The sequence below is a fragment of the Pseudomonas sp. xss_4 genome, from assembly GCF_043104125.1.
Classification (GTDB): Bacteria; Pseudomonadota; Gammaproteobacteria; order Pseudomonadales; family Pseudomonadaceae; genus Aquipseudomonas; species Aquipseudomonas parafulva_B.
Map to the genome: position 1 here is coordinate 138,259 of NZ_JBICKJ010000071.1, position 26,412 is coordinate 164,670.

Consider the following 26,412-nt stretch of genomic DNA (forward strand, 5'->3'; position numbering starts at 1 on the left):
ATGCGCGTGTCACTGATCGCTTCCGACCAATTCCGCATCGTTGTCGGCCTCGGCAAGAGCGGCATGTCCCTGGTTCGCTTCCTGGCGAGCCGGGGCATTGCCTTTGCGGTCGCCGATACCCGCGAGCAACCGCCGGAACTGGAAACCCTGCGCCGAGACTACCCGCAGGTGGAAGTACGCTGTGGCGAGCTTGACGTGGACTTCCTGTGCCGCGCCAGCGAGCTGTACGTCAGCCCAGGCTTGGCCTTGGCTACGCCGGCGCTGCAACAAGCCGCTGCCCGCGGGGTCAAGCTGTCCGGCGACATCGAGCTGTTTGCGCGCAACGCCAAGGCACCGATCATCGCCATCAGTGGATCGAATGCCAAAAGCACCGTCACCACCCTGGTCGGCGAAATGGGCGCCAGGGCGGGCAAGCGCGTAGCGGTTGGCGGCAACCTCGGCACCCCGGCCCTCGACCTGTTGGCCGATGACGTCGAGCTGTACGTGATGGAGCTGTCCAGCTTCCAGCTGGAAACCACCGACCAGCTCAATGCCGAAGTCGCCACGGTGCTGAACATCAGCGAAGACCACATGGACCGCTACAGTGGCCTGCCGGCCTACCACCTGGCCAAGCACCGCATCTTCCGGGGTGCACGGCAGGTGGTGGTCAATCGCCAGGACGCGCTCAGTCGTCCCCTGCCGGTCGAAGGCCGCCCCTGCTGGACCTTTGGCCTGGGCGAGCCCGACTTCAAGGCCTTCGGCCTGCGCGAGGTGGACGGCGAGAAATACCTTGCCTTCGCGTTCCAGGCCCTGATGCCGGTGCGCGAACTCAAGGTGCGCGGTGCTCATAACCAAAGCAATGCGCTGGCCGCACTGGCCCTGGGCCATGCTGCAGGGCTGCCCTTCGAGCCGATGCTGCAGGCGCTGCGTGAATTCACGGGGCTCGCTCACCGCTGCCAGTGGGTACGTGAGCGCAACGGGGTGAACTGGTACGACGACTCCAAGGCCACCAACGTGGGCGCCGCACTGGCAGCCATCGAAGGCCTGGGTGCCGATACAACAGGCAAGCTGGTGCTGATTGCCGGAGGCGACGGCAAGGGCGCCGATTTTGCCGCGCTGCGCGAACCGATCCGGCGCTATTGCCGCGCCGTGGTGTTGCTCGGCCGTGATGCTGAACGCCTGGGCCAGGCCCTCGGCGATGCCGCGCCGCTGGTGCGGGTAGCCTCCCTGGACGACGCTGTGCAGCGCTGCGCCGAATTGGCACAGCCCGGTGATGCCGTGCTGCTGTCGCCAGCCTGCGCCAGCCTCGACATGTTCAAGAACTTCGAAGAACGCGGGCGCCTGTTTGCCCAGGCAGCGGGAGCACTGGCATGATCTTCGGCATCCTCAAGCCTTACCCGTCGCCGCTGATCAGCGGCCGTGGCATCGACCTGGACTTCCCTCTGCTGGCCGGTTGCCTGGCGCTGCTGGGCCTGGGCCTGGTAATGATCACCTCTGCCTCCTCGGAGGTGGCCGCCGTCCAGTCCGGCAACCCGCTTTACCACATGTACCGGCACCTGGTTTACGTCTTCCTCGGGCTGGTTGCCTGTGGCGCGACCATGATGGTGCCGATCGCCACCTGGCAGCGCATGGGGTTCATGATGCTGCTCGGTGCCTTTGGCCTGCTGGTCATGGTGCTGGTGCCCGGCATCGGGCGCGAGGTCAACGGTTCGATGCGCTGGATCGGCTTCAGCTTCTTCAACGTCCAGCCTTCGGAAATCGCCAAGGTATTCGTGGTCATCTACCTTGCCGGCTACCTGGTACGCCGGCAGACCGAGGTACGTGAGAGCTGGATGGGCTTTTTCAAGCCGTTCATCGTGTTGCTGCCCATGGCCGGTTTGCTGCTGATGGAGCCTGACTTTGGCGCCACCGTGGTGATGATGGGGGCCGCGGCTGCCATGCTGTTCCTGGGTGGGGTGGGGCTGTTCCGCTTCAGCCTGATGGTGGTGCTGGCGGTCGTGGCGGTGTTTGTGCTGGTGCAGGCGCAGCCCTATCGAATGGCGCGACTGATCACCTTCACCGACCCCTGGTCCGATCAGTTTGGCTCCGGCTACCAGTTGACCCAGGCCCTGATCGCATTCGGGCGGGGCGAGTGGCTGGGCGTGGGCCTGGGCAACAGCGTGCAGAAGCAGTTCTACCTGCCTGAAGCGCACACCGACTTCGTGTTCTCGGTGCTGGCCGAAGAGCTGGGTGTGGTTGGCTCGCTGGTCACCATCGCACTATTCGTCTTCGTCACCATTCGCGCGCTTTACATCGGGCTGTGGGCCGAGAAAGCCAAACAGTTCTTCGCCGCGTACATGGCCTTTGGCCTGGCCTTCCTGTGGATTGGTCAGTTCCTGATCAACATTGGCGTGAACGTCGGCCTGCTGCCGACCAAGGGCCTGACCCTGCCGTTCCTCAGCTATGGCGGCAGCTCGCTGGTCATCTGCTGCGCGTGCGTGGGGCTGCTGCTGCGTATCGAATGGGAAAGCCGTACCCATCTGGGCAGCGAAGAACATGAATTCAGCGAGAGCGACTTTGCCGAGGAGCCTGCCCATGGCCGCTGAAAACAAGAACGTGTTGATCATGGCCGGCGGAACCGGCGGTCACGTGTTCCCAGCGCTGGCTTGCGCGCGCGAGTTCCAGGCGCGTGGCTACACCGTGCACTGGCTGGGCACCCCGCGAGGGATCGAGAATGAACTGGTGCCCCAGGCCGGCCTTACCCTGCATCGGATTCAAGTCAGCGGCCTGCGTGGCAAGGGCAAGCTATCGCTGCTCAAGGCCCCTTTGACCCTGGTCAAGGCCGTGCTGCAGGCCCGGCGCATCATCCGCACGCTCAAGCCTGCCTGTGTGCTGGGCTTCGGCGGGTATGTCACAGGTCCCGGCGGCGTGGCGGCGCGCCTTTGCGGGGTACCGCTGATCATTCATGAGCAAAATGCCCGCGCCGGCACCGCCAACCGCTTGCTGGTACCCCTGGCCGCACGGGTATGTGAAGCCTTCCCCGACACCTTCCCGGCCAGTGAAAAGCGCCGCACCACAGGCAATCCGGTGCGTGCAGAACTGTTCATGGATGCCGGGCGTCCTGCGCTTGGCCAGCGTCAACCGCACCTGCTGGTGCTCGGCGGTAGCCTGGGCGCGGAACCCTTGAACACATTGTTGCCTAAAGCGCTGGCCGAAGTGCCCGAAGCCGTACGGCCCCAGGTGTTCCACCAGGCTGGCAAGCAACATGCGTCGATCACCGCCGAGCGATACCGCCAAGCCGGTGTCCAGGCGCAGGTCGAGCCCTTCATCAAGGACATGGCCCAAGCCTATGGCTGGGCCGACCTGGTGGTGTGCCGTGCCGGGGCCCTGACCGTCAGCGAGCTGGCGGCAGCGGGCCTGCCCTCGATGCTGGTGCCCTTGCCCCATGCGATCGACGACCACCAGACCCATAACGCCCATTATCTGGCCCGCGAAGGCGCTGCCTTCCTGATGCCACAAGCGACAACTGGCGCAGCGCAGCTCGCTGAACGCCTGAACGAGGTGCTGATGCAACCCGAGAAACTGACTGTCATGGCCGGTACCGCAAGGCGCCTGGCCAAACCTGCTGCAACCAGCACCGTCGTCGATATCTGCCTGGAGGTGGCCCGTGGTTGAGAGCCAGAAAGCCATGCCCCAGCCCAAGATGGGCCGTATTCGTCGTATCCATTTCGTGGGTATCGGCGGTGTCGGCATGTGCGGTATCGCCGAGGTATTGCTGAACCTGGGCTACGAGGTATCCGGTTCGGACCTCAAGGCCTCGCCTGTGACCGAGCGCCTGGAGTCGTTCGGCGCGCAGATCTTCGTTGGCCATCGTGCAGAGAACGCTGCGACCGCTGACGTGCTGGTGGTGTCCAGCGCCATCAACCCGGCCAACCCTGAAGTGGCCACTGCCCTGGAACGTCGCATTCCCGTGGTGCCACGGGCAGAGATGCTGGCCGAACTCATGCGCTACCGCCATGGCGTGGCCGTGGCCGGTACCCACGGCAAGACCACCACCACCAGCCTGCTGGCCTCGGTATTCGCCGCCGGTGGGCTGGACCCCACGTTCGTCATCGGTGGTCGCTTGACTGCAGCGGGCACCAACGCCCAGCTAGGCACCAGCCGTTACCTGATTGCCGAAGCCGATGAAAGCGACGCCAGCTTCCTGCACCTGCAACCGATGGTCGCCGTGGTCACCAACATCGACGCCGACCACATGGCCACCTACGAAGGGGACTTCAACAAACTGAAGAAGACCTTCGTCGAGTTCCTGCACAACCTGCCGTTCTATGGCCTGGCCGTGATGTGCCTGGATGACCCGGTGGTGCGCGAGATTCTGCCTCAGGTCAAGCGCCCGACGGTCACCTACGGCTTCAGCGAAGAAGCCGATATCCGCGCCATCAATGTTCGTCAGCAAGGCATGCAGACGCATTTCACCGTCTTGCGCCGCGACTGTGAGCCGCTGGAGGTTTCGGTGAACATGCCGGGCAACCACAATGTGCTCAATGCACTGGCGACCATCGCCATCGCCACCGACGAAGGTATTCCCGACCAAGCCATTCTCCAGGGGCTCTCCGGGTTTCAGGGCGTGGGCCGTCGGTTCCAGGTGTACGGTGAGCTGCCCGTGGAGGGCGGCAGCGTGATGCTGGTGGACGATTACGGTCATCACCCCACTGAAGTGGCCGCCGTGATCAAGGCCGTGCGTGGCGGCTGGCCAAGCCGCCGGCTGGTGATCGTCTACCAGCCGCACCGCTACAGCCGCACCCGCGACCTGTACGACGACTTCGTCCAGGTGCTCGGTGATGCCAACGTGCTGCTGCTGATGGAAGTCTACCCGGCCGGCGAAGAGCCGATCCCGGGGGCCGATAGCCGCCAGCTGTGCCACAGCATTCGCCAGCGCGGCAAGCTGGACCCGATCTACATCGAGCGCGGCGCCGAACTGGCGCCGCTGGTTCAGCCGTTGCTGCGTGCCGGCGACATCCTGATCTGCCAAGGTGCCGGCGATGTCGGCGGCCTGGCTCCGCAATTGATGAAAAGCCCGCTGTTTGCCGGCGCCGTGCAGGAGACGTCGAAATGACCAGCGCCTACGACACATTGCCCAGCACCCTGGACGTCAAGGCGTTCGGTCGCGTCGCCGTGCTCTATGGGGGCAAGAGCGCCGAGCGGGAAGTCTCGCTCAAGTCCGGCGCCGCCGTGATTGGCGCGCTCACCGAAGCTGGCGTGGACGTCGTCGCCATCGACGTGGGCGATGACCTGCTTGCGCGTCTGCAAAGCGAAAAAATCGACCGTGCCTTCATCATCCTGCACGGCCGCGGTGGTGAAGACGGCAGCATGCAAGGGCTGCTCGAGTGCCTGGGCATTCCTTACACCGGCAGCGGCATCCTGGCTTCTGCCTTGGCGATGGACAAGCTGCGCACCAAGCAGGTGTGGCAGAGCCTGGGTATCCCCACCCCGCGGCACGCGGTGTTGGCCAGCGAAAGCGATTGTTTGCGTGCCAGTACGGAACTGGGCTTCCCGCTTATCGTCAAACCTGCCCATGAAGGCTCCAGCATCGGCATGGCCAAGGTGAACAGCGAGCAGGAACTGGTCGCCGCCTGGCAAGAGGCCGCCAAATACGATTCTCAGGTACTCGTGGAACAGTGGATTCACGGCCCGGAGTTCACCATTGCGGTGTTGCGCGGGCAGGTGCTGCCGCCGATTGCCCTGGGAACGCCCCACGTGTTCTACGACTACGACGCCAAATACATCGCCAACGATACCCAGTACCGCATTCCCTGTGGGCTCGATAGCGCCAAGGAGCAGGAACTGATCGATCTGACTGCCCGCGCCTGCGATGCCATTGGCATCGAAGGCTGGGGACGGCTGGACGTGATGCAGGACGAGCAGGGCCGGTTCTGGCTGCTCGAAGTAAACACCGCCCCAGGCATGACTGATCATAGCCTGGTGCCCATGGCGGCCCGCGCGGCCGGCTTGGACTTCCAGCAATTGGTGCTGGCGATCCTGGCCGACAGCGTGGCGACGCGAGGTTAATCATCATGCAGGGCGCAATGGTACGTCAGCAGCAACCCGTTACCGGCCGCAGCAAGCCGGTGCCGCGTGGTGCCAGCCGGCTGGTGGCCGACGAGCCCGTATCGGCGCGCCTGCCGCGTCCAAGCCTGGGCGGCCTCAAGCGCCTGCTGTGGCCGGTGTTGCTGGTAGCCGCAGGCTTCGGCGCCTACGAGGGTGCCATACGGCTCATGCCGTATGCCGACCGGCCGATCACCAAGATCGACGTGCAGGGTGACCTGACCTACATCAGCCAGCAGTCGGTGCAGCAGCGCATCGCACCCTATGTGGCCGCAAGCTTCTTTACCGTCGACCTGCCGGCGATGCGCAAGGAGCTTGAGCAGATGCCCTGGATCGCCCATGCAGAAGTGCGCCGGGTATGGCCGGATGAAGTGGTGATTCGCCTCGAGGAACAACTGCCGGTGGCGCGCTGGGGCGATGCCGCCTTGCTCAACAACCAGGGCCAGGCCTTCACGCCGCGCGAACTGGCCAACTACGAGCACCTGCCACAATTGGCTGGCCCCCAGCGAGCCCAGCAGCAGGTCATGCAGCAGTATCAGATATTGAGCCAGATGCTGCGCCCCTTAGGCTTCTCCATCGCGCGCCTGGAGCTGCGCGAACGAGGCAGCTGGTTCCTGACCACCGGCGCGAGCAGCGCAGCGCCAGGTATCGAGCTGCTGCTGGGGCGCGACCATCTGGTCGAGAAGATGCGCCGTTTCATTGCCATTTACGACAAGACGCTTAAAGAGCAGATCGCCAATATCGCCCGCATTGATCTGCGATATGCCAACGGGCTTGCCGTTGGCTGGCGGGAACCGATTGCACCGACGACGGCCCAACCCGCCGTTGCGAAGAATTAGAGAGAGGCAGGACCATGGCAAACGCGCATAGCGGCAAAATGATCGTCGGGCTGGACATCGGTACCTCCAAGGTAGTGGCCTTGGTAGGTGAGGTGGGCGAAGACGGCACGCTGGAAATCGTCGGGATCGGCACTCACCCGTCCCGCGGCCTGAAAAAAGGCGTGGTGGTGAACATCGAGTCCACCGTGCAATCGATCCAGCGCGCCGTCGAAGAAGCACAGCTGATGGCGGGTTGCCGCATCCACTCGGCCTTCGTGGGTGTCGCTGGTAATCACATCCGCAGCCTGAACTCCCATGGCATCGTCGCCATTCGCGATCGCGAAGTCAGCCTGGCCGACCTTGAGCGTGTGCTCGATGCGGCCCAGGCGGTGGCCATTCCGGCGGACCAGCGGGTGCTGCACACGCTGCCGCAGGACTATGTGATCGATAACCAGGAAGGGGTGCGCGAACCGCTCGGCATGTCGGGCGTGCGCCTGGAAGCCAAGGTTCACGTGGTGACCTGCGCCGTCAATGCCGCGCAGAACATCGAGAAGTGCGTACGCCGCTGCGGCCTTGAAATCGACGACATCATTCTCGAGCAACTGGCATCGGCCTATTCGGTACTGACCGACGACGAAAAAGAGCTGGGCGTGTGCCTGGTTGACATCGGCGGCGGCACCACCGACATCGCGATCTTCACCGAAGGCGCGATTCGCCACACCGCGGTCATCCCGATTGCCGGGGACCAGGTGACCAATGACATTGCCATGGCCCTGCGTACGCCCACACAGTATGCCGAGGAAATCAAGATTCGGTACGCCTGCGCCCTGGCCAAGCTGGCAGGTGCGGGTGAAACCATCAAGGTGCCAAGCGTTGGCGACCGTCCTCCGCGCGAACTGTCGCGTCAGGCATTGGCCGAAGTGGTCGAGCCGCGTTACGACGAACTCTTCACCCTGATCCAGGCTGAACTTCGTCGCAGCGGTTACGAGGACCTGGTACCTGCCGGCATCGTCCTGACCGGCGGCACCGCCAAGATGGAAGGCGCAGTCGAGCTGGCCGAGGAAATTTTCCACATGCCGGTACGCCTGGGCGTGCCGCACAGCGTGCGCGGCCTGAGCGACGTGGTACGCAACCCGATTTATTCCACCGGTGTGGGCTTGCTTACCTACGGGCTGCACAAGCAGACCGAAGACCTGCCCTTGACCGGCAACAGCAGCAGCAACAACAGCTATGGCGATGAACCGAAGGCCCCAGTGCTTGAGCGCTTCAAGCGGTGGGTACAAGGCAACTTCTAAGTTTCAAAGCAGTAGTGGTAGGCGCGACAACTAGAGAACTGTAAGGAGAGGGAAAATGTTCGAGCTCGTAGACAACGTCCCGCAAAGCCCGGTCATCAAGGTGATCGGCGTCGGTGGTGGTGGTGGTAACGCCGTCAATCACATGGTCAAGAGCAGCATCGAGGGCGTGGAGTTCATCTGCGCCAACACCGATGCCCAGGCGCTCAAGAACATTGGTGCGCGCACCATCCTGCAACTGGGCACTGGCGTGACCAAGGGTCTGGGTGCTGGCGCCAATCCGGAAGTCGGTCGTCAGGCCGCGCTGGAAGACCGTGAGCGCATCGCCGAAGTGCTGCAAGGCACCAACATGGTGTTCATCACCACAGGCATGGGCGGCGGTACCGGTACCGGTGCAGCGCCGATCATCGCCGAAGTGGCCAAGGAAATGGGCATCCTCACCGTTGCAGTGGTGACCCGTCCGTTCCCGTTCGAAGGTCGCAAGCGCATGCAGATCGCCGATGAAGGCATCCGCATGCTGGCCGAAAGCGTCGACTCGCTGATCACCATCCCCAACGAGAAGCTGCTGACCATCCTGGGCAAGGACGCAAGCCTGCTGTCCGCGTTCGCCAAGGCCGATGACGTATTGGCCGGAGCCGTTCGCGGTATCTCCGACATCATCAAGCGCCCGGGCATGATCAACGTCGACTTTGCCGACGTGCGTACCGTGATGGGTGAAATGGGCATGGCCATGATGGGTACTGGCTGCGCCAGCGGCCCGAACCGCGCTCGCGAGGCGACCGAGGCGGCGATCCGCAACCCGCTGCTCGAAGACGTCAACCTGCAGGGCGCCCGTGGCATCCTGGTCAACATCACCGCAGGTCCGGACCTGTCCCTGGGTGAGTACTCCGACGTGGGTAGCATCATCGAGGCGTTCGCCTCCGACCATGCCATGGTCAAGGTCGGTACCGTGATCGACCCGGACATGCGCGACGAGCTGCATGTCACCGTCGTGGCCACCGGTCTGGGTGCGCGCATCGAGAAGCCGGTCAAGGTGGTGGATAACACCCTGCAGACTGCCCAGCAGGTCTACGAGGCATCCAACCCTGCCCCTGCGCGTCAGGAGCAGCCAGCGGTCAACTACCGTGATCTGGAGCGCCCAACCGTCATGCGCAATCAAGCGCACGCGGGTGCGGCAGCTGCGGCCAAGCTGAACCCTCAGGATGACCTGGATTATCTCGATATTCCGGCCTTCCTGCGTCGTCAGGCTGATTAATGAAATTTATCAGGGCTATGAAGGTGATTGGTATTCATCAAAGGTTGGGTCTGGTATTATCGCCAGCCTTTGTTGATAACTGTTCGCAATTTGCGCTGAAGCGGCCAATGCCATGATTAAACAACGCACCCTGAAGAATACCATCCGTGCCACAGGTGTCGGCCTGCACTCTGGGGAGAAGGTCTACCTGACCCTCAAGCCTGCGCCTGTTGACACCGGCATCGTCTTCCGCCGCGCCGACCTTGACCCTGTGGTCGAGATCCCGGCGCGTGCGGCCAATGTCGGCGAGACAACCATGTCCACGACGCTGGTCAACGGTGACGTCAAGGTCGATACGGTCGAGCATCTGCTCTCCGCCATGGCGGGCCTGGGCATCGATAACGCCTACGTCGAGCTCTCCGCCTCGGAAGTACCGATCATGGATGGCAGCGCCGGACCTTTCGTATTCCTGATTCAGTCTGCCGGCCTGGAAGAACAGGACGCAGCCAAGAAGTTCATCCGCATCCTGCGTGAGGTGACAGTGCAAGAGGGTGACAAGCGCGCCACCTTCCTGCCTTTCGAAGGGTTCAAGGTGAGCTTCGAGATCGACTTCGATCACCCGGTGCTTCGCAACCGGACCCAGAGCGCAAGCGTCGACTTCTCCAGCACCTCGTTCGTGAAGGAAGTCAGCCGCGCCCGCACCTTTGGCTTCATGCGTGACATCGAATACCTGCGCAAGCACAACCTTGCGCTGGGCGGCAGTGTGGAAAACGCCATCGTGGTCGACGAGGAAGGCGTGTTGAACGAAGACGGTCTTCGCTACGAAGACGAGTTCGTCAAACACAAGATTCTCGATGCCATTGGCGACCTGTACCTGCTGGGCAACAGCCTGATTGGCGAGTTCAAGGGCTTCAAGTCCGGCCACGCGCTGAACAACCAGCTGTTGCGCAAGCTGATTGCCGAAACCGATGCCTGGGAAGTGGTCACTTTCGAAGATGCCAGCACGGCGCCGATCTCGTATATGCGTCCTGTCGCGGCTGTGTAAGCTCGAACACTCTCTAGTTCATTGAGGCCACCTTCGGGTGGCCTTTTTTATGGGCGGCTTCGTGCAGCAATTGCCAGGACGTTAGTGGGCAGTGCGCCTGACCAAGCTTCGCAGTCCTTCTGCCTGCTGTCTTGGGCATCGTCTGGCCTGCTCCGCACGCCAGAACTGGCGCTCAGTCCTTGGCCTGCGCATGCGCCGCCAGGCGCTCCAGTGCAGCCCGCAGTTTCGCGTCAGTGATGCCTTCGGCCGTCTGCAGCAGGCTCTGGGCTGCGCTGTTGGACAACTCGGCCGCATGCCCGCCGCGCTTGGCGGGCACCAGGGGTGGCTGCACCTTGAAAAGAATACGCCTGAGGTTGCCGAACGCATCGGTTGCCTGCAATGCCGCCATCAGGCGCTTTTGCTGGTAACGCAGGCGCGTGGCCCAGTGTCCGTCGGTGACCACAAGCAGCAGGGTACCGTCGCGCCATGACGCCACGTGGCAGTGCTCGCGTGCAGCCGGTTGCAGCTGGCCTTCGACCAGGCGTTGCAGGTGCTCCAGGCGCTCGGCCTGGTTGAGCAGCAGGCGCAGCGGGCGAACCTGGCGCAGTAGCGCCGATGGCGGCTGGGCGGGGGAGGGTTTGTAGGCCATGGGTGTACGCATGAGGTTACAAGTTGGGCAGTCTAACACTTCAGCGTCAGTCCCGATCACCTGGCGGTTGAGCCCACTGGCCAAGCGCAGGGCTCGACGTACAGGCGCCAGGCCCTGCAAGGTACCCGGCACAGGCGAGTGTTGAACGCTTTCATCTTTCCAGGTCTTGAACTCAGGGGAAATGCCCCTATCTAAGACACGCCCCTGTAAAAGCGCCGTGCCAGCATCGTGGAATCCACCACTTTCATCACCATCGTTTCCGGGTAGAATGCTCGTTCGCATGCGGCCTTAGGGCTGCACGGGCGACTCATGGGGCCGCCCTCCATCCCTACGTGTGGAAGATCCTGCCAATATGTTTGCGCCTTTGTTAAAGAAACTTTTTGGAAGCAAGAACGAGCGTGAAGTCAAACGCATGCTCAAGACGGTGAGTATCGTCAATGCCTTCGAAGAGAAGATGGTGGCCCTCTCCGACGAGCAGCTGCGTGGCAAGACTGCCGAGTTCAAGGAGCGTTTGGCCAAAGGCGAAACACTGGACCAACTCCTGCCCGAAGCCTTCGCCGTCGCCCGTGAGGCCGGCAAGCGCGTGATGGGCATGCGTCATTTCGACGTTCAGCTCATTGGCGGCATGACCCTGCACGAGGGCATGATCGCGGAGATGCGCACCGGTGAGGGCAAGACCCTGGTCGGTACCTTGGCCGTCTACCTCAATGCATTGTCCGGCAAGGGCGTGCACGTGGTCACCGTCAACGACTACCTTGCTCGTCGTGACGCCAACTGGATGCGCCCGCTGTACGAGTTCCTCGGCCTGTCGGTCGGTATCGTCTCAGCGTTCCAGCCGCCCGAAGAAAAGCGCGCAGCCTACGCTGCCGACATCACGTACGGTACCAACAACGAATTCGGCTTCGACTACCTGCGCGACAACATGGCGTTCAGCCAGGACGAGAAGTTCCAGCGTGAACTGAACTTCGCCGTGATCGACGAAGTGGACTCGATCCTCATCGACGAAGCCCGTACGCCGCTGATCATTTCCGGCCAGGCCGAGGACAGCTCCAAGCTGTACATCGAGATCAACCGCCTGATCCCACGCCTGACCCAGCATATCGAGGAAGTCGAAGGCCAGGTCACCCAGGAAGGCCACTTCACCATCGACGAGAAGACCCGCCAGGTCGAACTCAACGAAGCCGGTCACCAGTTCATCGAGGAAATGCTCACCCAGGTCGGTCTGCTGGCCGAGGGCGAGAGCCTGTACTCGGCGCACAACCTGGGCCTGCTGACGCACGTCTATGCCGGTCTGCGCGCACACAAGCTGTTCCACCGCAACGTCGAATACATCGTGCAGGATGGCCAGGTGCTGCTGATCGACGAGCACACTGGGCGTACCATGCCGGGTCGCCGTCTGTCCGAAGGCCTGCACCAGGCCATCGAGGCCAAGGAAAATCTCAACATCCAGGCCGAGAGCCAGACCCTGGCTTCCACCACGTTCCAGAACTACTTCCGTCTGTACTCGAAACTGTCGGGCATGACCGGCACCGCCGATACCGAGGCCTTCGAGTTCGCCCAGATCTACGCCCTGAACGTGATGGTCATTCCGCCGAACAAGCCCCTGGCGCGCAAGGACCACAACGACCTGGTGTACCTGACAGCCGAAGAGAAGTACGCCGCGATCATCGCCGACATCAAGGAAACCCTGAAGCAGGGTCGGCCGGTGCTGGTGGGTACGGCGACCATCGAAACCTCCGAGCACATGTCCAACCTGCTGCACAAGGAAGGCATCGAACACAAGGTACTGAACGCCAAGTACCACGAGAAGGAAGCCGAGATCATCGCCCAGGCCGGCGCGCCAGGCGCGCTGACCATTGCCACCAACATGGCCGGTCGTGGTACCGACATCCTGTTGGGCGGTAACTGGGAAGCTGAAGTGGCCGCACTGGAAAACCCTACGGACGAGCAGATCGCGCACATCAAGGCCGACTGGCAGAAGCGTCACCAGCAGGTTATCGAGTCCGGTGGCCTGCACGTCATCGCCTCCGAGCGTCACGAATCGCGTCGTATCGACAACCAGCTGCGCGGTCGTTCCGGTCGCCAGGGTGACCCGGGTTCCAGCCGCTTCTACCTCTCGCTCGAAGACAGCCTGATGCGCATCTTCGCCTCTGATCGGGTGAAGAACTTCATGAAGGCGCTGGGCATGCAGTCGGGCGAAGCCATCGAACACCGCATGGTCACCAACGCCATCGAGAAGGCCCAGCGCAAGGTCGAAGGCCGCAACTTCGATATCCGCAAGCAGTTGCTCGAATACGACGACGTGGCCAACGAGCAGCGCAAGGTCATCTACCACATGCGCAACAGCCTGCTGGCCGCAGAGAACGTCGGCGACACCATTGCCGAATTCCGCAAGGAAGTGCTCGATGCCACCATCAGCCAGCACATCCCGCCGCAGTCGCTGCCTGAGCAGTGGGACGTGGCCGGCCTGGAAGCCTCGCTGTCCAGTGACTTTGCCATGAAGTTGCCGATCCAGCAGTGGCTCGACGAAGACGACCACCTCTACGAAGAAACCCTGCGCGAGAAACTGCTGCACGAAATCACCACGGCCTACACCGAGAAAGAGGACCAGGCCGGGATAGAAGCACTGCGCACCTTCGAGAAGCAGATCCTGCTGCGCGTGCTGGACGACCTGTGGAAGGACCACCTGTCGACCATGGACCACCTGCGTCATGGTATCCACCTGCGCGGCTACGCCCAGAAGAACCCGAAGCAGGAGTACAAGCGCGAGTCGTTCACCCTGTTCCAGGAGCTGCTCGAGTCGATCAAGCGCGACGCCATCCGTGTGCTCTCGCACGTTCAGGTTCGCCGTGAGGATCCTGCCGAGGAAGAAGCACGTCTGCGCCGCGACGCCGAAGAGCTGGCCAGCCGCATGCAGTTCGAGCACGCGCCAGCACCTGGTCTTGAAAGCGAGCAGTTGGCCGAGGAGGGTGCTGAGGTAGCCGTAGCCGCCGAGCCTGTGCGCAATGAGCAGAAACTGGGTCGCAACGAGCCGTGCTGGTGTGGTTCGGGCAAGAAGTTCAAGCACTGCCACGGCCAGATCGAGTGATCTGACCGCCGGGCCGTCACAAGGCGCACGGCGTCTTGTGGGCCGCTCAATGCCAAGGGGCTACTGCGCAGCTCATCGCCGGCACGCCACTGCCGGACTGGGTTGCGCCGATTCAAGCCATACGGTGTGCCTGGTTCGGCCGGGCTTGCCAGAGATGGGCCGCACAGCGGCCCTTTTTTTCACCAAACGTATTTTCTAGGAGCGCTCCAATGGCTGTTGGTCTTGGTCCTTTGCCTACGCTGCACCCTGTCCCGGGTTTCGAACTCGGCATTGCCTCTGCCGGCATCAAGCGCCCGGGGCGCAAGGATGTGGTGGTCATGCGCTGCGCCGAGGGTTCGAGTGTGGCCGGTGTGTTCACCCTCAACGCCTTCTGCGCCGCCCCCGTGATCCTGGCCAAGCAGCGGGTACAGGGCACTGTGCGCTACCTGCTGACCAACACTGGCAATGCCAATGCCGGCACGGGCGCCCCCGGCCTGGAAGCTGCACAGCGGACCTGCGCTAAACTCGCCGAGCTTGCCGGTGTGCCTGCCGAATCGGTTTTGCCGTTCTCCACCGGCGTGATTGGTGAGCCACTGCCGGTCGAGAAGATCGAAGGCGCCTTGCAAGCTGCCCTGGATAACTTGTCGGAAAACAACTGGGCTGAAGCGGCCACCGGCATCATGACCACCGACACCTTGCCCAAGGGCGCGAGCCGTCAGTTCCAGCACGACGGCGTGACCGTGACCGTGACCGGTATCAGCAAGGGTGCGGGCATGATCCGCCCGAACATGGCAACCATGCTGGGCTACATCGCCACCGACGCCAAGGTCGCGCCAGGGGTACTCAAGGACTTGATGCTGGACGGGGCCAACAAATCGTTCAACCGCATCACCATCGACGGCGATACCTCGACCAACGACTGCTGCATGCTCATCGCCACCGGTCAGGCCGACCTGCCGGAAGTCACCCAGGCCAGCGGTGCCCTGTTCGACGCCTTGAAAAAGGCAGTCTTCGAGGTTTGCATGGAGGTGGCCCAGGCCATTGTCCGTGACGGTGAAGGGGCGACCAAGTTCGTGACCGTGCAGGTCAACGGCGGTGGCAATCATCAGGAATGCCTGGACGTCGGCTACGCGGTGGCGCACTCGCCGCTGATCAAGACCGCACTGTTCGCCTCCGATCCGAACTGGGGCCGCATCCTTGCAGCGGTTGGACGTGCCGGCGTGCCCGCGCTGGATGTGAGCCTGATCGATGTGTACCTGGATGAGGTGTGCATTGCCAGCCAGGGCGGCCGTAGCCCAAGCTACACCGAAGACCAGGGCGCCCGGGTGATGGCCCAGGAAGAAATCACCATCCGTATCGACCTTGGCCGCGGTCAGTGCAGTGAAACCATCTGGACCACCGACCTTTCTCACGAATACGTGAAGATCAACGCCGAGTACCGCACCTGATGCCGCCGGGGCCGTTCGCGGTCCGATGTTTCAATGCCAAGGGAGCAAAACCATGAGCTTTATGCCAACCCCATCGTCCATGGTCGGCGTGACGGAGCGTGATCGATGAAACGGGTTCACGTCGTTGCAGCCGTGATTCGGGGTATGGACGGGCGGATACTCATCGCCCGTCGCGCCGACACCCAACACCAGGGCGGCCTCTGGGAGTTTCCGGGAGGCAAGGTGGAGCCAGGGGAAAGCGTCGAGGCCGCGCTGGCGCGTGAGCTCGACGAGGAGCTGGGCATCCAGGTAACCCGCTCGCGGCCCTTGATCAAGGTCAGTCACGATTACCCCGACAAACACGTACTGCTTGAGGTACGCGAGGTCGAGGCCTTCACCGGTGAGCCCCATGGCGCCGAGGGGCAACCGCTGGCCTGGGTCGCGCCGCGCGAGCTGCCGGACCATGCGTTTCCCGAGGCCAACAAGCCCATCGTCACCGCTGCCCGGCTGCCGGATCAGTACCTGATCACACCGGACGGCCTGGACGTGCCTGACATGCTCAAGGGGATCCAGAAGGCCGTGGCCAATGGCATCCGGCTGATCCAGTTGCGTGCACCGGACATGTACGACCCCAAGTATCGGGATGTGGCGGTGGATGCGGTGGGGTTATGCGCGGGCAAGGCTCAGCTGATGCTCAAGGGGCCACTGGAATGGCTGGGCGACTTCCCGTCGGCAGGCTGGCACCTGACCGCGGCGCAGTTGCGCAAGTATGCCGACAAGGGCAGGCCGTTCCCGGTCCAGCGCTGGCTTGCCGCCTCCTGCCACAACGCCGAGGAGCTAGCCCTGGCCAAACAAATGGGGGTGGACTTCGTCACCCTGTCGCCGGTCCAGCCTACCGAAAGCCATCCACAGGCCGCGCCGCTAGGCTGGGAACAGGCCCAGCGCCTGATTGCCGGGTTCGACCGGCCGGTGTACCTGCTCGGTGGCGTGGGGCCAGAGGCGCGCGAGCAAGCCTGGCTAGCCGGGGCGCAGGGCGTTGCGGGTATCAGGGCGTTCTGGCCGGCTCTTTGACGGCGGGCCAGTACGGCAAGCGCCAAGGCGTCAGCCCTGAGGTTTTTCGGCGGGCTGCCACAGCACTTCAGCGATCCCTTGCCGCCTACCAATGATGCGGGCGGCAACGAACAGCAGGTCCGATAGGCGATTGATGTACGCCAGGCCGACACCTTCCAGTGGCTCTACGGTGTTGAGGTGCTGGCAGCGTCGCTCGGCGCTGCGTGCCAGGCTGCGGCACACGTGCGCCTGGGCGACCAGCGCCGACCCGCTGGGCAGGATGAAGTTCTTCAATGGGCCCAGTTCGTCGTTCCACACATCGATGGCCGCCTCCAGCCGCTCCACCTCTGCGGTGGTCAGGGCCTGGTAACTGGGCATGGCCAGCTCCCCACCCAGGTCGAACAGGCGGTGCTGACAGGGCGCCAGCACGCGGCTGACTTCGTCCAGACCTTGTTCATCCAGGCCAGCCAGCAACAAGCCAAGCTGGCTGTTGAGGCTGTCCACCTCACCGATGGCTTCGATGCGTGGATGATCCTTGGGCACTCGCCGGCCATCGCCCAGGCCGGTTTCCCCAGTGTCGCCAGTGCGGGTATAGATCTTGGACAAGCGGTAGCCCATGTCATTGCTCCGTGTTGACCGGCAGCGGCGGATGCGGCTGGCCGAGGGGCAGGCGCAGGGTGAAACAGGTTCCCTGCCCAGGTGTGGAATGCACCTCCATCTGCCCCTTGTGGTTATTGGTGATGATGAAGTACGACACCGAAAGCCCAAGGCCGGTGCCCTGGCCGATTTCCTTGGTCGTGAAGAAAGGCTCGAAGGTGCGCTTGCGCACGGCTTCGGGCATGCCCACGCCATTGTCCTCCACCTGGATTTCTGCCCAGGGTGGCGCAAGCCGTGTGCGCAGGATGATGCGGCCTGGCTCGCAAGGTGCCGGGCGCTGGTGAATAGCCTGGGCGGCGTTCTTGAGCAGGTTGAGCAATACCTGCTCCAGTTCGTTGGCAGTACAGGGCACAGGCCCCAGCGCCGGGTCGAACTGGCGCACGATAGCCTGGCCCTTGAAGTCGAAACCGATGGCCAGGTCGAAGTCGTTGCCTGCTATGTCCACCGCCTGGTCGATCAGGGCAGGCAGGTCGCAGGGCGTCAGTTCGCGCGTGCTGCGGCGGCTGAAACTAAGCATGTGGGTGACGATCTTGGCGGCCCTGGCCCCCGCTTGCTGGATGCCATCGAGCAACTGAGGCACTTCGCGGCTTTGCAGGTAGCCGTTGACCGTGGCCAGGTCGATCCCCAACGCCTGGGCCTGCTCAAGATTGCGCGGCAGGTCGGGTGACAGGCGGCGGCGGATGTTCTGCACGTTGTGCAGGATGGCCCCGAGCGGGTTGTTGATTTCGTGGGCCATGCCGGCCGCCAGGCCTCCGACCGAGAGCATCTTTTCCGACTGCACCATCATATCTTCGAGCGACAGGCGCTGGGTGATGTCATCGATCCGGATCACCACGCCCCGGCCTCCACCGCCGGTGAGCGGGTAGAAGGTCAATGCGTAATGTCGCGGCTCGTCATCCTTGTGCCAGGTGACACGGTCGATTTTTGCCACCCGGTGCCGCTCCACCGTGTCCTTCAACTGTGGCAAGAAGGGTTTGAGTGGCGCGAAGGCCATGAACACCGGCTGGTTGAGCGCCTCGTTTAGGGTCGTGCCGGATAACGCCGTTGCCTCTTGATTCCACTGGGTCACGTACAGCTGCTCATCCAGGGCGATCAGGGCCGAGGGCATGGAGTCGATGATGCTGTTCAGGTAGTTCTGAAAGCCTGTGAGCTTCTTCTCGATTTTGCTGCGCACCTGCACTTCGAGCTCGAGTTTGCGATTAGTATGCCGCGTTTCCTCGGCCAACCCCTGGGCCTGGTCGTAGGCGCTCTGGAACTCGTCCCGGGCACGCTTGAGCTGGTGCTCGCGGGCTTCGATGCGCGAGAGCATGGTATTGAAGGCATTGGCCAGGCTACCGATCTCGTCGTCGTTGCCGCGTTGGGCCCGCAGCGCATAGCTCTCCTCACGGGTGACCTGGCGGCTGAGTTCTTCGAGCTGGTTGATCGGTTGGGTGATCAGGCGTTTGATCTGCCGGGCAATGAAGAGCCACAACAGCACACTGAACACCAGAATGGCCAGGCTTGCACTGAGCGTCCCGGTATAGAAGGCCGTGGGCAGTTCGCTGCTGGCCACCAGCAGCAAGTGCGCCGGCGGGCTACCGGCCCGCGGCAGGCGAATCAACTGCGTGCTGCGAAACTCCATGAATCGCCAGCCTTCTATGTTGCGAAAGCGCTTGGGCAGTGTCAGGGGGTCGCCATGCTGCAACTGGGCGAGCATGCGCCCGTCGCTGCCATACAAGGCGGCGGCGCGCAGCGGCGCATAGCTGTCCAGTTCATCGAGCAACGCCTGGGCCGAGGCGGAATCGTCTGCCGCGCGGGTCGACAGCTCGGGGTTGGAGACCAGCCGCCCGATGGTCTGAAGCGCTTGCGGTGCCATGCTTTCCTGGGTGATCCAGTAGGCGGCGCTGATGAAGGTCAGGTTCGCCACCAGCAAAATGGTCACCAGCAACACGAGCAAAGCTGCCAGCAGCTTCTGCCCGACGGGGAGGTTCTCCAGGCGTTGACGCAGCGTCATGGGCAAGGCGATGTCCGTGTGGGTTCAAGGGCCGCGTCAGTCGCAGGGCAAGCCCCGCGCGCGCAAGTTATCGACCAGGCGTTGGTGCAGGTGTTCCAGATACGGCAGGTGCAGCCCATGTCGGCGGGCTGCCTGGCAGGCATAGCCAAGCAGGTACTGCACTTCGGTGCGCCGCCCGGCCTGTACATCCTGGTACATCGAAGCGTAGTTGCTGGCGGTGGCCAGGAGCACCCGTTGTACGTCCTGCTCAAGGTCCTGGGCGGCCTGCGGCTGGCCGCACTGAAGCAACAGGCTCTCGAGTTCAAGGCACAGTGCCTGCACCTGATCGAGGTGGCCGAGCAGGCCCCCGTTGCGACACTGGTGCAGCACGGTCAGCGGGTTGATCGCGCAGTTGATGGCCAGCTTGCGCCAGAGCCGGGTGAGGATGTCGGGCGTCCATTGGGCAGGGATACCCGCCGCTTGCAAGTCCTCGAGCCACGGCGGTGGTGCAGGATTGCCAGGGTCCCCCAGCCAGTTGTACCCCTGCCCGGCGAAGCGCACCTGCCAGTCATGTTCCCGGTAGGCGCCTTCGGTGCTGGAGACGAAGATGCAGCGGGCCTGCGGCACCTGCCTGGCCACCTCGTCCTGGCTACCCAGGCCGTTCTGCAACAACAGCACCTCGGCCCCCGGCACCAGGCGGCCGGCAACGCTGGCCACGGCCGGCGCCGCGTCATAGGCCTTGCAGGCCACCAGCAGGCGGTGGATCGGCCCATTACCCTGGACGGTCTCGGCGGGGATGGCGTAGTGGGCGGTCAGGTCTTGTTCCAGCAAGCCAAGGCTGCCCACTTGCTGGTAGGCCTGCAACCGCGTGCTGTCACGCAAGATCAGGCGCACGGCCTTGCTGGCCCGCGCCAGACGACAGGCCCACAGGCTGCCCAGGCTACCTGCGCCGAGAATGTGCCAGGTGCTGCTCATATGCGTTTCGCAACCGTTATAATGAGCCCGCATTTTAACCGTCAAACCCAGCGCGCTCCATCTTCAGTCCGAGCGCGCTTTTATTTTGGGAGAGTAACCATGCCTTCGTTCGACGTGGTATCGGAACTGGACAAGCACGAAGTGCAGAACGCGGTCGACAATGCCATCAAGGAACTCGACCGCCGCTACGACCTCAAGGGCAAGGGCAGCTTCGAGTTCAAGGACAAAGAGCAGACCGTCATGCTCACCGCCGAGGAAGAGTTCCAGCTCGAGGCGATGCTCGAAATCCTGCGCCTGGCCCTGGTCAAGCGCAAGATCGACGTCAAGTGCCTGGAGACCAAGGACCCCTATGCGTCCGGCAAGGAGAAAAAGCAGGAGGCCAAGTTCCGCGAGGGCATCGACAAAGACCTGGCGAAAAAGATCGTCGCCACCATCAAGGATGGCAAGCTCAAGGTCCAGGCCGCCATTCAGGGCGAGCAGGTACGGGTTACCGGCAAGAAGCGCGATGATCTGCAGGAAGCCATCGCCTTGCTGCGTACCAAGGAATTCGACATGCCCCTGCAGTTCAACAACTTCCGCGACTGACCCGGGCCGCCGGAACCCCCATGCAGTTGCGGCTGTCCATGGGGGCCTGGCCGCTGAAATGCAGGCGGCCGACGTATTGTGCAATCGCCGTTCGGCATCAGGAGATGAATATGGATTTGAGTGCTGAAGTCGATCAGCTGGTCCGCCAATCCGAAACCTGGATTCCCATGATCATGGCGTACGGCAGCCGCCTGCTGCTGGCGCTGGTGACCCTTGCCATCGGCTGGTGGGTGACCAACATCGTCAGCGACCGGCTGGCAAGGCTGGTGGGCCTTAAAGTCCACGACCCGGCGCTGCAGAATTTCATCCGCACGCTGGCCAACATCGTATTGAAGATCCTGCTGGCCATCAGCGTGGCCTCGATGATCGGTATCGAGACGACCTCCTTTGTGGCGGCCATCGGTGGTGCCACCCTGGCCATCGGCCTGGCGCTGCAAGGTAGCCTGGCGAACTTCGCAGGCGGCGTCCTGATCCTGCTGTTCCGCCCGTTCCGTATCGGCGACTGGATCGAGGCCCAGGGCGTAAGTGGTACCGTGGACAGCATCCAGATCTTTCACACGGTGCTGCGTACCGGCGACAACAAGACCGTGATCCTGCCCAACGGCTCCCTGTCCAACGGGATCATCACCAACACCAACCGCCAACCTACCCGCAAGGTGGTGTTCGACGTGGGGGTGGACTACGAGGCTGACCTGCAGAAGGCGCGCAACGTCCTACTGGAACTGGCCCAAGACCCACGTGTGCTGGCCGACCCCGCCCCTGTGGCGGTGGTGTCCACCCTGGGTGACAGCTCGATCACCGTCTCGCTGCGTCTATGGACAAAGACCTCGGACTACTGGGACGTGATCTTCATGCTCAACGAGCAGGCGCGTGACCGTTTGAAGGCAGAGGGGATCGACATTCCATTCCCGCAGCGGGTCATTCGCGTGGTGCAGGAAACGGCCGCGCAGTAAGACCTCAGCGCAGGCTGGCATCGATCGAGCCCGCCCTGCGGGTTCAGCAGCGTCCTTCAGAGGGCCTGCTGGGCGCGCAGAGCGGGCTTCGTTGCTCAAGGCGCTCAATGGACGCGCGCTTACACTTGCTCACAGTCAGTCATTGCGATTTCTGGCATATAGCCTCGTTCCCCGTCATCTTCGTAAACCATCATGAAACCACTGCTGTACATCACCCCGTTGCGGGCCTTGTTGTTCGGCCTGACTCTCGCACTGTTCGAACTGCTGACCTACCTGGCCAGCGACGCCGTCATGCCGGCGATGCCCGTTGTGGTGGGCGAGCTCAAGGCCGGCCCCGAATACATTCCGCATGCGCTCAATCTCTACCTGCTCGGTGGTGTCTTGCTGCAATGGCTGATCGGGCCGTTGGCCGACCGCTACGGCCGCCGACCGCTGCTGCTCATAGGTTGCGCATTCTTCGGCCTGGCGTGCCTGGGCACCTTCTGGGTCCATGACATCGGCCTGTTCAACCTGCTGCGTCTGCTGCAAGGCATCGGGCTAGGGTTCGTGGTCACGGTCAGTTATCCCGCACTCAACGAGGCATTCAGCGAGGCGGATGCCGTGCGCATGATGGCCCTGCTGGCCAATATCGCCTTGCTTTCGCCACTGCTGGGGCCTTTGGTGGGGACGTTGCTGCTGCAATGGCTGGACTGGCGCTGGTTGTTCGTGGCGTTCGCCATTGGCGCCGTGGTCGCCTGGTTGCTTCTGTATCGGTTGATGCCCGAAACCCTGGGGGTGGAGCGGCGCGACGGCTCGCGCCTGGCTTTTACCCCGATCCACCTGCTGCCCTTGCTGGCCGGATACGGGCAGCTGCTGTCGAACCGACGCTTCGTCGCCGGGAGCGCCGCCCTGGGCCTGGTTGGCCTGCCATTGATCGGCTGGATTGGCCTGTCCCCGGTGCTGCTCATCCACGATGAGGGGCTAAGCACGCTCGCCTATGCCCTGTGGCAGTTGCCGGTGTTCGGTGGGCTGATTCTGGGCAACCTGATCATCAACCACATTGCCGACCGTTATCCGCTGCCGACGTTGGTGCGCGGTGCGCTGTGGCCGTATGTGGCCGGGCTTTGCCTGATGGTGGTGGCAACCTGGGTATGGCCGAGCGTCATCAGCCTGGTGGCGGGCCTGTCGCTCTACGCACTGGGCCTGGGTGTCGCCAATGCCGTGCTCTATCGCATGACATTGTTCGCCAGCACGCAAAGCAAAGGCCTGGTCTCGGCCATGCTCGGCATGATCACCATTGCGCTGCTGGGATTGGGCGGGGCTCTGCTGGCCATGATTGGTGCCGGTGCCAGCCTTTTGCACTTTGCCGTGGCGGCCGGTGTGGCAGGGGGGGTGGCCCTTTGCCCGCTGTGGTCGCTGTTGAGGGGGCGCAGTGCCCAAGCGGCTGTGATGCCTTAGGTCGATACACAGGCCTTGCCCTTGCAAGGCATGCTGTTCAGGGCTGCTCGCGGGCCGGGGCAGGCTGGCTTGCCGGCTGGCCGGGCGTGCCGTCCTGGCGCCACTGCAAGGCGATCAGGATCAAGGTCGGCACCCCAAGCAGCGCGGTGATCAGGAAGAAATCGTGGTACCCGAACTTCTCCACCATGACACCGGAATAGCCGCCGATCAGGCGTGGCAGCAGCAACATGATCGAGCTCAGTAGCGCATACTGGGTGGCCGAGAACTTGAGGTTGGTCAGGCTCGACAGGTAGGCGACAAAGGCTGAAGTCGCCATGCCTGAGCTGAAGTTGTCCAGGGAAATGGTCACCACCAGCATTTCCAGGTTCGGACCCATGTCCGCCAGCATCAGGAACAGAATGTTGGTGCCGGCAGACGCCACGCCACCGATGAACAGAATGGGCATGATGCCGAAGCGCACGATGAGCAAGCCGCCCACACCGGCGCCCACCAAGGTCATGATCAGGCCGAAAATCTTGCTGACACTGGCGATCTGGTCCTTGGTAAAGCCCATGTCGATGTAGAACACGTTGGCCATGACGCCCATCACCGTGTCGGACATCCGGTAGGTGGCGATCAGGCCGAGTAGCAGCAGGGCTTGCCAGCGGTAGCGCACGATGAAGTCATTGATGGGCGTGAGCACCGGCGCGAGGCCGCGGCGGCCGAGACTCGACAGGCAAGCCCAGGACAGCAGCACGTACAGGATCAAGCGCAGGAAGGCGCGGTCTTCGAGCAGCAGGTCCAGGGGCGTGGCGTCGCCCGAGATCACGCTCGACCAGCCTGTATTGAACATCTGCGTGAAGCTGGCCGGCACCGACACCAGCAGGATGATAAGCACGAACACCGAAGCCAACTGGTGGGCCAACCCGTAGCGGGCTGCCGACAGTTGGGTGCGCAGGGGCACGGGCGGTTCACGCATGACCAGGGTCGTGAAGAGGGCCGGGAGCATCATGACTGCGAACATGACATAGGTGCCGGCCCATGCCTTGTGCAGGTAGCTGAACCCGGTGGAGCCAAACCATTCTGCAAAGAACAGCGCGCCGGCCGTGGCGAGCAGGGCGGCGACGCGATAACCGGCCATGTAGCTGGCGGCCAGGGCCGCCTGGCGCTGGTCATCGGCGATTTCCAGGCGGTAGGCATCCACGGCGATATCCTGGGTAGCCGAGGCAAAGGCCACCAGGACGGCCAGGGCGATCAGCCAGGAAAGGTGCTGCTGCGGGTCGCACAGGCTCATGCCGACCAGGCCCACCACGACCAGGGCCTGGGATAACAGCAGCCAGGAACGGCGACGCCCCATCCCGCCCAGAAGCGGTAAACGCCATTGGTCCAGCAGCGGCGACCACACCCATTTGAAGGCATAGGCCAGGCCGATAAGGCTGGCATAGCCGATGGTTTCCCTGGCTACGCCGGCTTCGCGCAACCATACGGAGAGGGTCGAGAACACCAGCATGTAAGGCAGGCCGGCCGCGAAGCCGAGCAGCAGAAGCACCAGGGTTGACGGGCTGGCATAAGCAGCGAGCGCAGCGCGCCAGGTTTTACGGGGCATGGACCAACATCTGCCTCAAGTTTCCAGGACAAAGCGCGCACTCTAACCGCTGTGCTCCATCGGGCGCCAGCCATGGCGCGTCATATCCACGCGATTGTTGGCCACCTGCACACCTTCGGCACGCAAACGGGCCCGTTGCTCATCGCCCGATGGCGTACCCGAAGGCAGGCTCAGGCGACCACCTGCGCCCAGCACCCGATGCCAGGGCAAGCGCGTGCCCTGGGGCAGTTGCGACAGCGTGCGGCCCACCCACCGTGCGGCTTTGCCAAGCCCAGCAAGCTCGGCCAATTGGCCATAGCTCACCACATGCCCGGCAGGCACCTGGCCGAGCACCGAATAAAGTGCCGTCCGTCGGCCCTCTGAAGTTTCCAAGGTATGACCCATCGCGTCGGACACCAGACCCTCCCTGGGGTGTAGATGAAACCTGACCAACGGCCAGTAAATGAGAGTGGAACTCATCGGCACATTGCAGGTCTTTGCTTGCTCTTGCCGGTTGCATCCGGATAATGCCCGGTTTTCTCGCCAAATCGAACCTGTAGCCTGCTTATGTCACTTAAATTACTGCTGTCATTGCTTGCCGCGTCCTGCTGCGCATCCCCGGCGATTGCCGATACCGTCTGGATGAAGAACGGCGACCGTCTGAGCGGCAAGATCAAGGTGTTCGACGGCGGCAAGCTGTTGCTCGAGACGCCTTACGGCGGTTCGATCGCCTTGGACTGGAAACAGGTCAAGACCCTGGAAAGCGACCAGGAGCTGCTGGTCAAGCAGGATGCCTACTCTGGCGAGAAGGCCAAGTCGCTCAAGGCAGCCGAGGCCGGCAAGGTGACCCTGGCCAACGGCGAGGCACCCAAGACGGTGGACCTGGCGAGCATCGAGCAGATCATGAAGCCCAAGCCGGTGGTCGAGGACCTGGTCTGGAAAGGCAATGTCGATGTGGCGCTGGACTACAAGCGGGCCGAGAACGACACCGACGACTACGACGTCAGTTTCAAGACTACTGCGCGTCATGGGCGCTGGCGTCATAACGCCGAAGGCGAATACAACCGCGAGACCAAGGACGATGTCACCACCACCGACAACTGGAGCGCCGAGTACGCGCTGGACCGCTTCCTGACAGAGAAATGGTTCTGGCAGGGGCGCGCCGAGTACAAGCGTGACCGTATCGAAGACCTCGCCCGCCAGCGCACGGTGGGTACCGGCCCTGGCTACCAGTTCTGGGACGATGAGCTGGGTGCCTTCTCGCTGGGCTCGTTGATCAACCGCACCGACTTCGAGTACCAAGACGGTGAGAAGGACAACTTCTATTCCGCCGCTGTGAAGTGGGACTACACCCGGTACCTGATCGGCAAGAAGGTGCAGCTGTTCACCAACGGCGAGCTGGCAAAGCCCCTGGGTAATGTTGCCGACTATTCCCTGGACGCCGAAGTCGGCTTGCGCTACAAGGTCACCGACTGGGCGTCGCTGAACCTCAAGGCCGAGAAGGACATCATCAGTGGCACCCGCGAAAGCGACCTGGACAAGACCCGCTACACTGCAGGCTTTGGCGTTACCTGGTAAGCCGTCGAGGTCAAGCCGGGCGATTGGCGCCAGGCCTGCCTTGGTCGCGCTTGTGCCAGCCATCACT

The 26,412-nt window shown here is 63.0% G+C and carries 22 protein-coding genes; 16 read left to right on the top strand and 6 right to left on the bottom strand.

Annotated elements, in window-relative coordinates; all coding sequences use genetic code 11:
- Window positions 1-6 precede the first annotated feature (6 nt).
- The 9 genes from murD (at window position 7) to lpxC (ending at window position 10,452) form a co-directional block, all read left to right on the top strand.
- Window positions 7-1,353 carry a UDP-N-acetylmuramoyl-L-alanine--D-glutamate ligase gene (murD, locus tag ACF8GB_RS15535; protein ID WP_196185170.1) on the top strand — a complete coding sequence of 449 codons (1,347 nt, stop codon included), beginning with the start codon at window positions 7-9 and terminating at the stop codon, window positions 1,351-1,353.
- The gene (gene ftsW, locus ACF8GB_RS15540; protein ID WP_058637160.1) at window positions 1,350-2,564 is read left to right on the top strand and encodes a putative lipid II flippase FtsW; all 1,215 of its coding nucleotides are present in this window, start codon (window positions 1,350-1,352) and stop codon (window positions 2,562-2,564) included. Before murD ends, ftsW begins: the two co-directional genes overlap by 4 nt.
- Window positions 2,554-3,633 (top strand): undecaprenyldiphospho-muramoylpentapeptide beta-N-acetylglucosaminyltransferase, encoded by a 1,080-nt coding sequence (gene murG, locus ACF8GB_RS15545; RefSeq protein WP_326383633.1) that lies wholly within the window; start codon window positions 2,554-2,556, stop codon window positions 3,631-3,633. Before ftsW ends, murG begins: the two co-directional genes overlap by 11 nt.
- A 13-nt stretch (window positions 3,634-3,646) precedes the next feature.
- On the top strand, window positions 3,647-5,074 hold the full coding sequence (gene murC / locus ACF8GB_RS15550; RefSeq protein WP_181405482.1) for a UDP-N-acetylmuramate--L-alanine ligase: 1,428 nt from the start codon (window positions 3,647-3,649) through the stop codon (window positions 5,072-5,074).
- Entirely contained in the window at window positions 5,071-6,027 is a 957-nt protein-coding gene (locus tag ACF8GB_RS15555; protein WP_058606147.1) for a D-alanine--D-alanine ligase, read from the top strand. Before murC ends, ACF8GB_RS15555 begins: the two co-directional genes overlap by 4 nt.
- A 5-nt stretch (window positions 6,028-6,032) precedes the next feature.
- The gene (locus ACF8GB_RS15560; RefSeq protein ID WP_058606148.1) at window positions 6,033-6,902 is read left to right on the top strand and encodes a cell division protein FtsQ/DivIB; all 870 of its coding nucleotides are present in this window, start codon (window positions 6,033-6,035) and stop codon (window positions 6,900-6,902) included.
- 14 nt (window positions 6,903-6,916) lie between these two features.
- Window positions 6,917-8,176: a cell division protein FtsA gene (ftsA, locus tag ACF8GB_RS15565; protein ID WP_023534383.1), complete on the top strand. Its 1,260-nt coding sequence runs from the start codon at window positions 6,917-6,919 to the stop codon at window positions 8,174-8,176.
- A gap of 55 nt (window positions 8,177-8,231) precedes the next feature.
- Window positions 8,232-9,428 (top strand): cell division protein FtsZ, encoded by a 1,197-nt coding sequence (gene ftsZ / locus ACF8GB_RS15570; RefSeq protein ID WP_058606149.1) that lies wholly within the window; start codon window positions 8,232-8,234, stop codon window positions 9,426-9,428.
- Window positions 9,429-9,540: 112 nt separating this feature from the next.
- On the top strand, window positions 9,541-10,452 hold the full coding sequence (lpxC, locus tag ACF8GB_RS15575; RefSeq protein ID WP_023534425.1) for a UDP-3-O-acyl-N-acetylglucosamine deacetylase: 912 nt from the start codon (window positions 9,541-9,543) through the stop codon (window positions 10,450-10,452).
- A gap of 172 nt (window positions 10,453-10,624) precedes the next feature.
- Here the strand turns inward: lpxC and ACF8GB_RS15580 are convergent, their stop codons facing one another.
- On the bottom strand, window positions 10,625-11,080 hold the full coding sequence (locus tag ACF8GB_RS15580) for a DUF721 domain-containing protein (RefSeq protein WP_058637158.1): 456 nt from the start codon (window positions 11,078-11,080) through the stop codon (window positions 10,625-10,627).
- Between the two features lie 352 nt (window positions 11,081-11,432).
- Between ACF8GB_RS15580 and secA the strand changes: the two genes are divergently transcribed.
- From secA to ACF8GB_RS15595, 3 genes are all read left to right on the top strand, one after another.
- Window positions 11,433-14,168 (top strand): preprotein translocase subunit SecA, encoded by a 2,736-nt coding sequence (gene secA, locus ACF8GB_RS15585; RefSeq protein WP_058637157.1) that lies wholly within the window; start codon window positions 11,433-11,435, stop codon window positions 14,166-14,168.
- Between the two features lie 209 nt (window positions 14,169-14,377).
- On the top strand, window positions 14,378-15,595 hold the full coding sequence (argJ, locus tag ACF8GB_RS15590; protein WP_196135094.1) for a bifunctional glutamate N-acetyltransferase/amino-acid acetyltransferase ArgJ: 1,218 nt from the start codon (window positions 14,378-14,380) through the stop codon (window positions 15,593-15,595).
- 105 nt (window positions 15,596-15,700) lie between these two features.
- Window positions 15,701-16,645, top strand: a complete 945-nt coding sequence (locus tag ACF8GB_RS15595) for a Nudix family hydrolase (RefSeq protein WP_058637156.1) — start codon at window positions 15,701-15,703, stop codon at window positions 16,643-16,645.
- 30 nt (window positions 16,646-16,675) lie between these two features.
- On the opposite strand, the gene ACF8GB_RS15600 is transcribed toward ACF8GB_RS15595, so the two are convergent.
- From ACF8GB_RS15600 to ACF8GB_RS15610, 3 genes are read right to left on the bottom strand one after another with little or no spacing between them, the layout of a single operon-like run.
- Window positions 16,676-17,242, bottom strand: coding sequence for a cob(I)yrinic acid a,c-diamide adenosyltransferase (locus tag ACF8GB_RS15600; protein WP_100850934.1), 567 nt, complete (start codon window positions 17,240-17,242; stop codon window positions 16,676-16,678).
- Window position 17,243: 1 nt separating this feature from the next.
- Window positions 17,244-19,274, bottom strand: a complete 2,031-nt coding sequence (locus tag ACF8GB_RS15605) for an ATP-binding protein (protein WP_197843686.1) — start codon at window positions 19,272-19,274, stop codon at window positions 17,244-17,246.
- Between the two features lie 36 nt (window positions 19,275-19,310).
- On the bottom strand, window positions 19,311-20,228 hold the full coding sequence (locus tag ACF8GB_RS15610) for a putative 2-dehydropantoate 2-reductase (protein ID WP_392527293.1): 918 nt from the start codon (window positions 20,226-20,228) through the stop codon (window positions 19,311-19,313).
- Window positions 20,229-20,327: 99 nt separating this feature from the next.
- On the opposite strand from ACF8GB_RS15610, the gene ACF8GB_RS15615 reads away from it, so the two are divergent.
- From ACF8GB_RS15615 to ACF8GB_RS15625, 3 genes are all read left to right on the top strand, one after another.
- The gene (locus ACF8GB_RS15615; RefSeq protein WP_058603288.1) at window positions 20,328-20,813 is read left to right on the top strand and encodes a YajQ family cyclic di-GMP-binding protein; all 486 of its coding nucleotides are present in this window, start codon (window positions 20,328-20,330) and stop codon (window positions 20,811-20,813) included.
- 110 nt (window positions 20,814-20,923) lie between these two features.
- Window positions 20,924-21,766, top strand: coding sequence for a mechanosensitive ion channel family protein (locus ACF8GB_RS15620; RefSeq protein WP_023534305.1), 843 nt, complete (start codon window positions 20,924-20,926; stop codon window positions 21,764-21,766).
- A 192-nt stretch (window positions 21,767-21,958) separates the two neighbouring features.
- Window positions 21,959-23,203 (top strand): MFS transporter, encoded by a 1,245-nt coding sequence (locus ACF8GB_RS15625; protein WP_392527294.1) that lies wholly within the window; start codon window positions 21,959-21,961, stop codon window positions 23,201-23,203.
- A gap of 37 nt (window positions 23,204-23,240) precedes the next feature.
- Here ACF8GB_RS15625 and ACF8GB_RS15630 read toward each other — a convergent pair whose 3' ends face one another.
- Complete coding sequence (locus ACF8GB_RS15630) at window positions 23,241-24,788, bottom strand: AmpG family muropeptide MFS transporter (protein ID WP_058637151.1); 1,548 nt, start codon at window positions 24,786-24,788, stop codon at window positions 23,241-23,243.
- A gap of 42 nt (window positions 24,789-24,830) precedes the next feature.
- Window positions 24,831-25,172 (bottom strand): MGMT family protein, encoded by a 342-nt coding sequence (locus tag ACF8GB_RS15635; protein WP_058637150.1) that lies wholly within the window; start codon window positions 25,170-25,172, stop codon window positions 24,831-24,833.
- A gap of 162 nt (window positions 25,173-25,334) precedes the next feature.
- Between ACF8GB_RS15635 and ACF8GB_RS15640 the strand changes: the two genes are divergently transcribed.
- Window positions 25,335-26,345 carry a DUF481 domain-containing protein gene (locus ACF8GB_RS15640; RefSeq protein ID WP_058637149.1) on the top strand — a complete coding sequence of 337 codons (1,011 nt, stop codon included), beginning with the start codon at window positions 25,335-25,337 and terminating at the stop codon, window positions 26,343-26,345.
- The last annotated feature ends 67 nt before the right edge of the window (window positions 26,346-26,412 follow it).

Excerpts from the sequence above, each read along its gene's own strand:
- ACF8GB_RS15605 (WP_197843686.1), bottom strand. The coding sequence starts at position 19,274 with ATGACGCTGCGTCAACGCCTGGAGAACCTCCCCGTCGGGCAGAAGCTG.
- ACF8GB_RS15555 (WP_058606147.1), top strand. The coding sequence starts at position 5,071 with ATGACCAGCGCCTACGACACATTGCCCAGCACCCTGGACGTCAAGGCG.
- argJ (WP_196135094.1), top strand. The coding sequence starts at position 14,378 with ATGGCTGTTGGTCTTGGTCCTTTGCCTACGCTGCACCCTGTCCCGGGT.
- ACF8GB_RS15560 (WP_058606148.1), top strand. The coding sequence starts at position 6,033 with ATGCAGGGCGCAATGGTACGTCAGCAGCAACCCGTTACCGGCCGCAGC.
- ACF8GB_RS15620 (WP_023534305.1), top strand. The coding sequence starts at position 20,924 with ATGGATTTGAGTGCTGAAGTCGATCAGCTGGTCCGCCAATCCGAAACC.
- ACF8GB_RS15610 (WP_392527293.1), bottom strand. The coding sequence starts at position 20,228 with ATGAGCAGCACCTGGCACATTCTCGGCGCAGGTAGCCTGGGCAGCCTG.
- ACF8GB_RS15600 (WP_100850934.1), bottom strand. The coding sequence starts at position 17,242 with ATGGGCTACCGCTTGTCCAAGATCTATACCCGCACTGGCGACACTGGG.
- ftsW (WP_058637160.1), top strand. The coding sequence starts at position 1,350 with ATGATCTTCGGCATCCTCAAGCCTTACCCGTCGCCGCTGATCAGCGGC.
- ftsA (WP_023534383.1), top strand. The coding sequence starts at position 6,917 with ATGGCAAACGCGCATAGCGGCAAAATGATCGTCGGGCTGGACATCGGT.
- ACF8GB_RS15635 (WP_058637150.1), bottom strand. The coding sequence starts at position 25,172 with ATGGGTCATACCTTGGAAACTTCAGAGGGCCGACGGACGGCACTTTAT.
- murC (WP_181405482.1), top strand. The coding sequence starts at position 3,647 with ATGCCCCAGCCCAAGATGGGCCGTATTCGTCGTATCCATTTCGTGGGT.
- ACF8GB_RS15640 (WP_058637149.1), top strand. The coding sequence starts at position 25,335 with ATGTCACTTAAATTACTGCTGTCATTGCTTGCCGCGTCCTGCTGCGCA.
- ACF8GB_RS15595 (WP_058637156.1), top strand. The coding sequence starts at position 15,701 with ATGAAACGGGTTCACGTCGTTGCAGCCGTGATTCGGGGTATGGACGGG.
- ACF8GB_RS15580 (WP_058637158.1), bottom strand. The coding sequence starts at position 11,080 with ATGGCCTACAAACCCTCCCCCGCCCAGCCGCCATCGGCGCTACTGCGC.
- murG (WP_326383633.1), top strand. The coding sequence starts at position 2,554 with ATGGCCGCTGAAAACAAGAACGTGTTGATCATGGCCGGCGGAACCGGC.
- ftsZ (WP_058606149.1), top strand. The coding sequence starts at position 8,232 with ATGTTCGAGCTCGTAGACAACGTCCCGCAAAGCCCGGTCATCAAGGTG.
- ACF8GB_RS15630 (WP_058637151.1), bottom strand. The coding sequence starts at position 24,788 with ATGCCCCGTAAAACCTGGCGCGCTGCGCTCGCTGCTTATGCCAGCCCG.
- secA (WP_058637157.1), top strand. The coding sequence starts at position 11,433 with ATGTTTGCGCCTTTGTTAAAGAAACTTTTTGGAAGCAAGAACGAGCGT.
- lpxC (WP_023534425.1), top strand. The coding sequence starts at position 9,541 with ATGATTAAACAACGCACCCTGAAGAATACCATCCGTGCCACAGGTGTC.
- ACF8GB_RS15625 (WP_392527294.1), top strand. The coding sequence starts at position 21,959 with ATGAAACCACTGCTGTACATCACCCCGTTGCGGGCCTTGTTGTTCGGC.
- ACF8GB_RS15615 (WP_058603288.1), top strand. The coding sequence starts at position 20,328 with ATGCCTTCGTTCGACGTGGTATCGGAACTGGACAAGCACGAAGTGCAG.